We start from the raw sequence: 12378 nt of genomic DNA on the forward strand, positions 1-12378 counted from the left end.
ACAGTTTGTGAGATAGTGTCCTTTATATTCTTAATAATTATCTTGTCGAAGGCATTGGAGATTCTTTGTCTACAACTGGTCTATTTTCGGCGTTTGCTAAAATCCAAATTGTATTAAAAGCTAATTTTGTACGACGTGTCAATAAATCATATTCAATTTTATCTGGCGTATCTCCTGGTTTGTGGTAATCATCGTGCACTCCATTGAAAAAGAAAACAGACGGAATATTATGTTTTGCAAAGTTGTAGTGATCCGAACGATAATAAAAACGATTTGGATCATCTGGTGTATTGTAACGCATATCCAAATCAATTCCTAGACCATCATTTGCCGCTAAAACAGCTTTGTGTAAATCAGAAGACAACATTTCAGATCCAATAACATACACAAAATCTCTTGTTTTTTCGTTGTGCTCATAATCTACGCGCCCAATCATATCAATATTGACATTTGCAACTGTGTTTGCAAGAGGAAAAATTGGATGTTCTGAATAATATTTAGAACCTAATAATCCTTTTTCTTCACCAGAAACATGTAACAATAAAACCGAACGTTTTGGACGAATTCCTTTCTTCTCAGCTTCGCGGAAAATACGACCAATTTCCATTACAGCAACAGTTCCAGAACCATCATCATCAGCACCAGCATATAATTCTCCATCTTTTATTCCTTCGTGATCATAATGTGCCGAAATCACCACAATTTCTTCTGGTTTTTCTGATCCTTTGATGAATCCCATCACATTTCTCATTTGACCTTTTATTCGGTTAAAAGTTCCAGCAGGAATAATTTGGAAATAATTATTATTTGGTCCATTAATTCCTAATTCTTTGTAATAATTAGAGATATAGTTTCCCGCTTTTATTTCGCCTTCAGTTCCAGCATTTCTACCTTCCATATCAGGCGCAGCAATGATGTAAAGCTGTTTTTTTAATTCAGCTTCAGAAATTTTGTCTGTATATTTTACAAGACTCTTTTGATATTTCTCCTGAGAAATTGGTTTTGTAGAATCACAACTTACTAAAGTAGCAGTTAAAGCAATTGCAAATAAAAATTGTTTCATGTTAATTTTTTGAATTAAATTTAAAATTAATCTAACCAAGCAGAATAAAAAAGAAAATTTGAATAAAAAACCAATATTTATACGGATTCTATCCGATTTTGGGATTGTCTTTTTTATATTTGCCCGTTTTTAAATAAATTATGTCACAATTATTCAGAAAAAAATCTGTCGAATCCATTTTAGCAGAATCTGCAAAGAACACGACTACAATGAAAAGAACTTTAGGTGTTCGAGATTTAACAGGTTTTGGTATCGCCGCAATTGTTGGAGCTGGTATTTTTAGTACTATTGGTCGAGCAAGCTTTGAAGGTGGACCAGCAGTTATCTTCTTATTTATTTTTACAGCAATAGCCTGTGGTTTCACAGCATTTGCTTATGCAGAATTTGCTTCGTTAGTACCTGTTTCGGGTAGTGCGTATACATATAGCTATGTTGCATTTGGAGAATTATTTGCTTGGGTAATTGGTTGGGCATTGATTATGGAATATGCGATTGGAAATATTGTTCTCGCGATTTCGTGGAGTGATTATTTTACCACCTTGCTCTCCGGAATGGGATTGCATCTGCCAGAATGGATGACAATGGATTATTTCACTGCGAGAGAAGGTTTTGAGTTTGTTTCGAATGAATTAGCGAAAGGTAAAACATTAGAAGGAATTGCAAATTCGCCTTATGCACAAGAGATTCCGAAATATTTAGCTTTCAAAGATGCTCCATATTTAGGATTTAATTTAGTGGTGGATATTCCTGCATTAATCATTACTTTTTTGATTACAGCTTTGGTTTATCGTGGAATTAATGAATCGAGAAAAGCAAGTAATGCAATGGTTGTGTTAAAATTAGCTGTGGTACTTTTGGTAATTGTGGTTGGTGCTTTTTATGTGAATCCAGATAATTGGAATCCTTTTGCACCGAATGGAATAGGAGGTGTTTTGGCTGGAGTTTCTTCTGTTTTTTACGCTTATATTGGGTTTGATGCGATTAGTACAACTGCGGAAGAATGTAAAGATCCGAAGCGTGATTTACCTCGCGGAATTTTTGCTTCAATTATTATTTGTACTGTTTTATATGTACTTATTGCTTTGGTGATTACGGGAATGGTGCATTATTCTGAATTGAATGTTGGAGATCCTTTGGCGTATGTTTTTGATAAAATTCAAGATTTAAAATGGTTGGCAGGAATTATTGCTTTTTCGGCTGTAGTAGCGATGGCGAGTGTATTTATTGTTTTTCAAATTGGACAACCTCGTATTTGGATGACAATGTCTCGTGATGGTTTATTGCCAAAGAAATTTTCTACCATTCACCCAAAATTTAAAACGCCTTCTTTTGCAACTATTTTTACTGGATTTGTAGTTGGAGTTCCTATTTTATTTACAGATTTGGAATTGGTTGTTGATGCTTGTTCTATCGGAACTTTGTTTGCTTTTGTGTTAGTTTGTGCTGCTGTACTTCGTATGGATGCCGATCCAAATGCGAAAAGAGGAAATTTTAAAACGCCTTTTATCAATGCAAAATACATTATGCCAATTGTAACTGCCGTGATTGTATTTTTATGCGCAACAACATTTAAAGATGATTCGATTGATTTCTTTACGAATAAACCGCAACCTATGCCAGTTGAACATTTTGTAAGTTCGTTATCGCCAAAAGAATTAAAAGATTCTTATGCAACAATTAATGAATTAACAGGATCTGAAATTGAATTTTTGGATGATTATTTGGCACAATTATCACCAGAACAATATAAATCTACGTTGAGCAAATTACCAGTTTATGAAGATAAGAAGATGGAAAAAGGTTGGGATGTTTTCAAACACAAAATTCCAATGATTCTATTCTTAATGATTTATGTTTTTATGGTAGTTAGAACATTTTTCAAAAGAACTTCTATTATTCCATTAGCTGGTATGTTGTGTTGTTTTTATATGATGGCGCAATTAGGATTGAAAAACTGGATGATTTTCTTGATTTGGATTGCAATTGGTTTAACAATTTATTTCACTTACGGTTATAAACATAGTAAGTTGAGAAATCAAAATTCATAATAGTTAAAGCGATTCAATTTTGAATCGCTTTTTTCTTAAAATTATTTCATCAAATAAGTTATATAACTTCTTTATTTCACCTCAAAACTTTACCTTTGTTCAATAAATTTGACGACAAATGTTTAGAACTCATACTTGTGGTGAATTAACACAAGCCAACATTAATGAAAAAGTTACGTTAAGCGGTTGGGTATCAACGTTACGTGACAAAGGTTTTATGATGTGGATCGATTTACGTGATCGCTATGGAATCACACAAATCATCTTAGATGAAGAACGTTCTTCGAAAGAATTATTTGAAACTGCTCGTCATTTAGGACGCGAGTTCGTAATTCAAGTTACAGGAACTGTAATCGAAAGAGCTTCAAAAAATCCAAACATTCCAACAGGGGATATTGAAATCTTAGCAGAAAACATTACAATTTTGAATGAATCTGCATTGCCTCCATTTACAATTGAAGATAATACAGATGGTGGAGAAGATATCCGTATGAAATATCGTTATTTAGATATTCGTCGTAATCCAGTAAAAGAAAAATTAATCTTCCGTTCTAAAGTTGCGCAGGAAGTTCGTAAATATTTAGATGCACAAGAATTTGTAGAGGTTGAAACTCCAGTTTTAATCAAATCTACGCCAGAAGGTGCGCGTGATTTCGTTGTTCCATCTCGTATGAATCCAGGTGAATTTTATGCGTTACCACAATCGCCACAGACATTCAAACAATTATTAATGGTAGGAGGTTTAGACCGCTATTTCCAAATTGTAAAATGTTTCCGTGACGAAGATTTACGTGCAGACCGTCAACCAGAATTTACACAAATTGACTGTGAAATGTCGTTTGTTGAACAAGAAGATATCATGAATGTTTTCGAAGGTTTAGCAAAACATTTATTACATACTTTCAAAGGATTAGAATTTGATCAATTCCCACGTATGACATTTGCTGATGCAATGCGTCGTTATGGAAATGATAAACCAGATATTCGTTTTGGAATGGAATTCGGTGAAATCACAGACTTAGCGAAAGGAAAAGATTTCAAAATCTTTGATGAACAAGAGCTTATAGTTGGTATTGCTGCGGAAGGTTGTAATGCTTACACACGTAAAGATATTGATAAATTAATCGAATGGGTTCAACGTCCACAAATTGGGGCAACTGGTCTTGTTTGGGCGCGTTATAATGAAGATGGAACATTTAAATCTTCTGTAGATAAATTTTATTCGCAAGAAGATTTAGCAGCTTGGGCAGAACGTATGAACGCAAAACCAGGAGATTTAATGTTGGTGATGTCTGGTAATACAAACAAAGTTCGTGCGCAATTATCGGCTTTACGTATGGAAATCGCAGAGCGTTTAGGGTTACGTAATCCAGAAGTTTTTGCTCCATTATGGGTTGTAGATTTTCCTTTATTAGAATGGGATGAAGAATCTGAAAGATATCATGCTATGCACCATCCATTTACTTCTCCAAAACCAGAGGATATGGAATTAATTGCGACTAATCCAGGTGAAGTTCGTGCAAATGCATATGATTTAGTTTTAAATGGGAATGAAATCGGTGGAGGTTCTATTCGTATTTTCGATAAAGAAGTTCAAGCAAGAATGTTCGAATTATTAGGATTTACGCCAGATCAAGCAGAAGCGCAATTTGGTTTCTTAATGAACGCTTTCAAATATGGTGCGCCACCTCATGGAGGCTTAGCATTCGGTTTTGATCGTTTTGTATCGATTTTAGATGGTTCTGAAACAATTCGTGATTACATCGCATTCCCTAAAAATAATTCAGGTCGCGATGTCATGATTGATGCACCTTCTCCAATTGATCAAACACAAATGGATGAACTGAATATTGCGTCAACATTTGTTGCAAAATAAAAAGAAAAATTTTCTATAAATATTAAAGACTACTTATTTAAGTAGTCTTTTTTTTGTTTCAAATTATAGATATATAAAAAGCCTGAAATTTATAAAATTTCAGGCTTTTCTAATCTTTATTAAGATAAATTAATTTAAATTAATGATATAATCCTCATGTAATATCGTTGATTTAACAAGCTTAATTGCCTTTGAAAAAGATAATATTTTGATTATAGTAAACTGTTGCGGTTCTTGATTTTCTGAATAAAATCCAATCATAAAAAACTTATTTTTCTTAAAAAACGCTAATAAGATAAGTTTATTTTTTAATCAACTGTTAAAATAATGTTATTATTATCAATCACTTTTCTAAGATTGATAATAGCGTATCGCATTCTCCCTAATGCTGTATTTATACTAACATCAGTTTCTTCTGCAATTTCCTTAAAACTTAATTCTTTAAATATTCTAAGTTCTAATACTTCTCTTTGATCTTCTGGTAACTGAGTGACTAAATTTCTTAAATCATTTTCAATTTGTGATTTAATGATTTTAGTTTCAGAACATTCATCACTTATACCAATAAAGTCAAAAATATTATATTCTTCATTGTAACCAACAGTTTCGCTAACCGTAGGCATTCTTTTGTTTGATCGAAAATAGTCAATAGTTAAATTGTGAGCAATACGCATAACCCAAGGCAAAAATTTACCTTCTTCGTTATATCGTCCACCTTTTAATGTAAGGATTACTTTGATAAAAGTGTCCTGAAATATATCTTCAGTGACATCTTTATCTAAGACTTTAGAGTATATAAAACTATAGATTCTTCCTTTGTGTTTCTCTATCAATGTTTCTAAAGCATTTTCATTACCTCTTAAATAATCTTGGATTAATAAAGAGTCGTCTTCATAGTTCATAGTAGCAATTGTTAATTTTTAAAGTAGAATTAAATCTATAGGCTGTATTTTTTTGTTTATTCAAATTTAAGTAAACAAAAATTTCTTACAATTTTTTTAACATAATTATTCATAATTTTTTTTAAAAATTTCTTAAAAAAATAAATAATTGTTAATTTTTGCTATTATGTATAATAATGTATTCACTTTATTGTGGATTTAATAAAACTATAAATAAGAGTTGTATAGAATTAATTTAGATGAATTGCATTCTTAGAACTCATTTTTTGTATTTTAACATTTGATAAAGATTTAGAAAAGGATAAAAATTTATCTATGGTTGATTTTTTTGGACCTAAAGTTCGTAATTCTTTTTTCATATAAGTGGTTTAAAAAATTAAAATCAAATATTAGTCCACAATATTAATTTATTGTAAAAAAGTCTTCTCAATTTGAGAAGACTTTATAAAATAAACTATTTTTTAATCTAGGATTAAATCTTTGCGATGTGTTGAACTAAATCAACTACTTTATTTGAGTAACCAATTTCGTTATCATACCAAGCAACTAATTTAACGAAAGTAGGGTTTAGCATGATACCAGCTTCTGCATCGAAAATAGATGTTCTTGTATCACCTACGAAATCTTGAGAAACAACAGCATCTTCTGTGTATCCTACAATTCCTTTCAAATCTCCTTCAGCAGCTTCGCGCATTACTTTTTTGATTTCGTCGTAGTTTGTTTCTTTTGCTAATTTAACTGTTAAATCAACTACAGAAACGTCAACTGTTGGTACACGGAAAGACATTCCTGTTAATTTTCCGTTCAATTCTGGAATTACTTTTCCAACTGCTTTTGCAGCTCCAGTAGATGATGGAATGATGTTTACCATTGCACTACGTCCTCCTCTCCAATCTTTCATTGATGGTCCGTCAACTGTTTTTTGAGTTGCAGTAGTTGCGTGAACTGTTGTCATTAAAGCTTCCACAATTCCGAAATTTTCGTGAATTACTTTTGCTAATGGTGCTAAACAGTTTGTTGTACAAGAAGCATTAGAAACGATAGTGTCTTCTGCTGTTATAGATTCGTGGTTAACACCCATTACAAACATAGGGGTATCATCTTTAGAAGGACCTGTTAAAACAACTTTTTTTGCTCCAGCTTCAATGTGTTTTCCTGCAGTTTCTTTTGTTAAGAATAAACCTGTTGCTTCGATTACGATATCAGCTCCAACTTCGTCCCATTTCAAGTTCGCTGGGTCTCTTTCAGCTGTAACGCGAATTGTTTGTCCATTAACAATTAAGTTTCCGTTTTCTACTTTAACTTCTCCGTTAAATTTTCCGTGAACTGAATCATACTTTAGCATATAAGCTAAATAATCAACGTCTACTAAATCGTTAATACCTACGATTTCAATATCGTTTCTCTCAATAGCAACCCCGAAAACAAGGCTACCAATTCTTCCGAATCCGTTGATTCCAATTTTAATTTTTGACATAGTATATATAATTTCCCTTTATATTAAATGTTTAAATCGCTAAAATATTAGCTACTTTGATTAACTCTTCGTCAATCTCATTGTGTTTTTTGATAGCTTCATCTATTGCTGTAAATACAACTTTATTAGAGCGAATACCAGCCATAAGATTTGTTTTACCTTCCAGTAAACCTTCAACAGCAGCAATTCCTAAACGACTTGCTAAAACACGATCGTGACAAGATGGAGAACCACCACGCTGTATGTGTCCTAAAACTGTGACACGAATATCATATTCTGGATGACGATTTTGAACTTGTTTTGCTAATTCAAAAACTCCACCTAATTTTTCACCCTCTGCAACTACAACGATGCTTGATTTTTTTCCAGATTTTTCTGAACGTTCTAAAGAAGAACATAATTCTTCGACGCTATCACGTTGTTCTGGAATCAAAATATCTTGTGCTCCCGAAGCAATTCCACTATTTAAAGCAATAAAACCTGCATCGCGTCCCATTACTTCCACAAAAAATACACGATCATGTGATGTAGCAGTATCTCTTAATTTATCAATTGCATCAATTACAGTATTCAAAGCTGTATCGTATCCAATTGTAAAATCGGTTCCGAAAATATCATTGTCAATTGTTCCTGGAATTCCAATAAATGGAACACCAAACTCTTGATGAAAGATATTTGCTCCAGTAAAAGAACCATCTCCACCAATTACAACTAAAGCATCAATGTTATTTTGTTTTAAATGATTATATGCTTTTTGACGACCTTCTGTAGTTTTAAATTCTAAAGAACGAGCAGTTTTAAGAATTGTACCACCTTGATTGATAATATTTTTCACTGAACGAGGTCCAAGTTCAATCATATCATTGTTAATCAAACCTTCGTAACCTTGACGGATTCCTACTGATTTGATATCGTAGTACTTACATGCTCTTACAACGGCACGTAAGGCCGCATTCATTCCAGGCGCATCACCTCCAGAGGTTAATACACCAATTCTTTTTATATTGTTTCCCACGTTTTTCCCTTTATTAAATCAAATATAATAAAAAATCAGAATATTATTATAATTGGTAGTATGAAAGATAAATTAATCTTCGTCGACAGGTTTTAACGTTCCGTCTGCAAAATCTCGTTGAAGAATAACCGCAATATACAAATCTTCTCGTGTTCGCTTCGGATCATAAGTTTGTTTCAGATCAATATTAAACGCACCACTTGCTGCTTGATAAAGAAAAGCATTCAATCCGCCACGTAATTCTTTTATAATATCGTATGTTGTTTTATCTGTTTCTTTATAGATTAATTTAGTAAGAATTTGACCTCGAGAACTTGACATATTTTTTAATTGATTCTCAAATTGATCAGCCAAATCTTTTTGACGAGATTTTACGAAACGCTTTTTATCGCGTCTTTTATCCATTGTTTGAATCGTATCGGATACATAATTGTATTCTCTAACAGCAGTTCTTACATACGGCCAAACATCGCGAACGCGCTTTTTTAACCATAAATAATACTTTTTTTCTAAATCAGTTTTTAAATGAACCGAATAACTATTCATTTCATTAAGATGTATTGTGTCTAGAGGATTAAACGCAAATTCATCTAAATTAATTGAATCATTTTTAATTTCTTGTGCAGGATTTTTTCCTCCTAAATCTAACCCAAAGATTTGACCATTAACATTAGATAATCCAACAAAAGTAAGTAGTAAAGTTATATGATAGATATAAAATTTCATATCAGAATTAGTTCAAAAATTGTTCCTAAAATTAGTACATTTGTTAGATAAATAAACTAAAATGAGTACAAATAATTTGTTTGATCAACAATCTTTGGATTTTTTGACAAAATATTTAAATACAGCTTCACCTACAGGTTTTGAAAGTGAAGGACAAAAAGTTTGGATGGATTACATAGAACCATACGTAGATGAGGTAAAAACAGATAATTATGGATCTGCTTATGGTGTAATAAATCCTGAAGCGAAGTATAAAGTTGTGATTGAAGCCCATGCTGATGAGATTTCTTGGTTTGTGAATTATATTTCTGATGACGGATTGATTTATGTGATTCGTAACGGAGGATCAGATCATATGATTGCGCCTTCTAAAGTGGTTAACATTCATACCAAAAAAGGAATTGTAAAAGGTGTTTTTGGTTGGCCAGCTATTCATTTGCGTCAAGCAGGAAAAGACGAAGCGCCGACTCCAGATAAAATTTGGATTGATACAGGTTGTACATCGAAAGAGGAAGTTTTAGAACTTGGAATTCATGTTGGTTGTGTGATTACTTATCCTGATGAATTTTTTACGTTGAATGACCGTTATTTTGTTTGTCGTGCGATAGACAATAGAATGGGAGGATTTATGATTGCTGAGGTTGCGCGTAAATTGGCTGAAAATAAAGATCAATTAGATTTTGGTTTATACGTTGTAAATGCGGTTCAGGAAGAAGTAGGATTGCGTGGTGCGGAAATGATTACACAAACAATTAAACCAAATGTTGCAATTATTACGGACGTTACACACGATACTACAACTCCAATGATTACAAAATCGAAAGAAGGTGAGCAAAAATGTGGTGATGGTCCAGTTGTTTATTATGCGCCAGCGGTGCAAAATAATGTGCGCGAATTAATTATTGATGCAGCTGAGAAAAACAATATTCCTTTTCAGCGTGCGGCAAGTTCTCGTGTAACAGGAACGGATACAGATGCTTTTGCATATAGTAATGGAGGTGTTCCGTCTGCTTTAATTTCGTTGCCGTTGCGTTATATGCACACAACTGTTGAAATGGTTCATCAAGCTGATGTAAAAAATGTCATCGAGTTGATTTACGCATCAGTGAAAACAATTAAAAATGAACAAAGTTTTAAATATCATACTGTTTAAAATATAAAGTGATTAAAAACGAAAAGGCTGTCGTAAGACAGCTTTTTCGTTTTTAATTGTCCCTTCCTAAGATAAGTTGACACTAAAATCAACTTATTATGAAACATCGGATTTAGAAAGAAACATCGAACACAACGGGATTATACTTTAGGCTTTAAATTAGCCGTTGTATCTCAAGTAGAAAAAGTCGATTTTCGTATAAACAAGCACAAAAATGCTAGGGAATTAAAATACAAAGAAGGAGTAAAGTTTTGGTTTGCCTCAGAAAATGTGGTAAGTTAGATTGGAACCTAACAATTATACATACGATGTAGAAACAAGAACAAACACCAGCGCAAAAGATCAAACGGTTATAACGAGAATTAGCCGATGAAAAGCTAAGAGTCAAAATTCTCAACCCCATGATGGATATAGCCGATGAACAACTTGGTACTCTAATCACAAAAAAGTTCAATATCTAACACTCCTCAAGAGCCAAAAAAAAATAAATGTTTTCTGCTCTTGTCGATTGCTTGGGTTAAGTCGCCAAAGTTTCTATGCGGCACTAAAACGTCATACTATTCGAGAATCAGAGCTTTTACAGGTTAAATGATTAGTTTTGGAAGTTCGGATGAAATTACCACGATTAGGAACTCGAAAGCTTCATGATATCTTGAATGAACAGCTAAAAGAACTTAACATAAAGATGGGTCGAGATGCTTTATTTTGTTATCTGAGAAGAGAAAATTTACTCATAAAATCTAAAAAACATTATACAAGAACTACATTCTCTAACCATTGGTTAAGGAAACATCCTAATTTATACAAAGAAATAGAGGTTAATAAAACAGAACAGGTTTTTATGAGTGATATAACATATGTAAAAACGAAGCAAACTGTTTGTTATTATTCTTTAGTTCCAGATGCGAATAGTCGAAAAATAATTGGTTATTCTGTAAGTGAAAATATGAGTGCAGAAAATGTATCTTTAGCCCTGAAGATGGCTATTAAAAACAGAGTGAGTAAGTAGAAAGTAATCCATCATTCGGATAGAGGATTGCAATATTGCTCGGAATATTATCAAGCGATTTTAAAACAAAATCAGATGATACCATCGATGACTGAGGGCTATGATTGTTATCAACATGCTTTGGCTGAAAGAATTAATGGAATATTAAAACAAGAGTTTTTGATCGAAAAGCAAAAGATATTACTGAATTAACTAAAATGGTGTAACAAATTGTGTATCTTTATAATAATACAAGACTTCATATAAGTCTTAATATGCAGACCCCGGAAATGAGACAAAAAAAATCCGAAGAAATAAAATCTCTTCGGATATAAATATTGTTTAATAACTGTCAATCTATTTTTATGACTAGTCAATCAATTAACCCGTAGTGTATTTGTATTAGATTGTATATAAAAGTTATACAAAAAGCTAAAAATCATTAATTTGTAGTGATTGCACAAACAATTTAATGCACAACTTTATAGCAAATTACGGAAAAATTTATAAGTATAAAAGGGTTTAGGTCTTGAAAGTGAGAATTTATTATTTCAGATACGAAGGTCCAGATTATCTGACTTGAAAATAGTTGCCTTAAATCTGACTTCAGAAACATGAGTATTGATAGTGAATATCAACTTTTTAGAATACGATCTTCTGATATTAAGTCATTTATAGAAGGTAGTGTTTATAATTGAAGAAAAAGAAGATTATTTATACATATGGAACTTATTCGAAAACTGTTATTTGAAAACTTGAATGGTTCTGAAAAGTATTTTATTGTGGATAGCATGCCTTTATATGTTTGCAAATTATCAAGAAGCTCACTTAGTAAAATATGTAGAGAAGCCGATTATGCATTTCCAAATAAAGATAATTGTGCTTCACAGAAAATACATTATTATGGGTATAAACTTCATGCTGTTTTGTTATTTAAGTATTGATTTACAAAGTCTTAATATTAGTACAGTATCAGTGCTTGACATTCATAATCTGAAAGATATAAAAACATGAATTTAAAAATTGTACACTCTTGGGTGATAAAGAAAATTTATACGTACAATACCAATTCGATTTGTTTATATCGCGCAATATAAAGCTGGAAGTTCCTATGAGAACAAATCAAAAAA

The 12378-nt window shown here is 32.2% G+C and carries 8 protein-coding genes and 1 pseudogene; 4 read left to right on the forward strand and 5 right to left on the reverse strand.

Features of this window, described 5'->3' with window-relative positions; all coding sequences use genetic code 11:
• Nucleotides 1-37 precede the first annotated feature (37 nt).
• Entirely contained in the window at nucleotides 38-1063 is a 1026-nt protein-coding gene (locus tag B4G36_RS13420; protein WP_291064319.1) for a M28 family peptidase, read from the reverse strand.
• A 140-nt stretch (nucleotides 1064-1203) separates the two neighbouring features.
• Between B4G36_RS13420 and B4G36_RS13425 the strand changes: the two genes are divergently transcribed.
• A complete protein-coding gene (locus B4G36_RS13425) occupies nucleotides 1204-3111 on the forward strand; it encodes an amino acid permease (protein WP_291064320.1) in 1908 nt (635 codons plus the stop codon).
• A gap of 118 nt (nucleotides 3112-3229) precedes the next feature.
• Nucleotides 3230-4987 (forward strand): aspartate--tRNA ligase, encoded by a 1758-nt coding sequence (gene aspS / locus B4G36_RS13430; protein WP_219034216.1) that lies wholly within the window; start codon nucleotides 3230-3232, stop codon nucleotides 4985-4987.
• 308 nt (nucleotides 4988-5295) lie between these two features.
• Here aspS and B4G36_RS13435 read toward each other — a convergent pair whose 3' ends face one another.
• From B4G36_RS13435 to B4G36_RS13450, 4 genes are all read right to left on the reverse strand, one after another.
• Nucleotides 5296-5889, reverse strand: a complete 594-nt coding sequence (locus B4G36_RS13435; protein WP_221855388.1) for an RNA polymerase sigma factor — start codon at nucleotides 5887-5889, stop codon at nucleotides 5296-5298.
• A gap of 472 nt (nucleotides 5890-6361) precedes the next feature.
• Nucleotides 6362-7366 (reverse strand): type I glyceraldehyde-3-phosphate dehydrogenase, encoded by a 1005-nt coding sequence (gap, locus tag B4G36_RS13440; RefSeq protein ID WP_291064321.1) that lies wholly within the window; start codon nucleotides 7364-7366, stop codon nucleotides 6362-6364.
• A 31-nt stretch (nucleotides 7367-7397) separates the two neighbouring features.
• Complete coding sequence (gene pfkA / locus B4G36_RS13445) at nucleotides 7398-8381, reverse strand: 6-phosphofructokinase (RefSeq protein WP_260391944.1); 984 nt, start codon at nucleotides 8379-8381, stop codon at nucleotides 7398-7400.
• Between the two features lie 72 nt (nucleotides 8382-8453).
• Nucleotides 8454-9107 carry a DUF4294 domain-containing protein gene (locus B4G36_RS13450; protein WP_291064322.1) on the reverse strand — a complete coding sequence of 218 codons (654 nt, stop codon included), beginning with the start codon at nucleotides 9105-9107 and terminating at the stop codon, nucleotides 8454-8456.
• A gap of 61 nt (nucleotides 9108-9168) precedes the next feature.
• On the opposite strand from B4G36_RS13450, the gene B4G36_RS13455 reads away from it, so the two are divergent.
• Together B4G36_RS13455 and B4G36_RS13460 are read left to right on the forward strand one after the other, a co-directional pair.
• The gene (locus B4G36_RS13455) at nucleotides 9169-10260 is read left to right on the forward strand and encodes a M42 family metallopeptidase (protein ID WP_221855393.1); all 1092 of its coding nucleotides are present in this window, start codon (nucleotides 9169-9171) and stop codon (nucleotides 10258-10260) included.
• A gap of 105 nt (nucleotides 10261-10365) precedes the next feature.
• Nucleotides 10366-11583 (forward strand): annotated as a pseudogene (locus B4G36_RS13460) (IS3 family transposase).
• Nucleotides 11584-12378 lie beyond the last annotated feature (795 nt).

The organism is Empedobacter sp. UBA3239, assembly GCF_002362875.1.
GTDB classification, from domain to species: domain Bacteria; phylum Bacteroidota; class Bacteroidia; order Flavobacteriales; family Weeksellaceae; genus Empedobacter; species Empedobacter falsenii_B.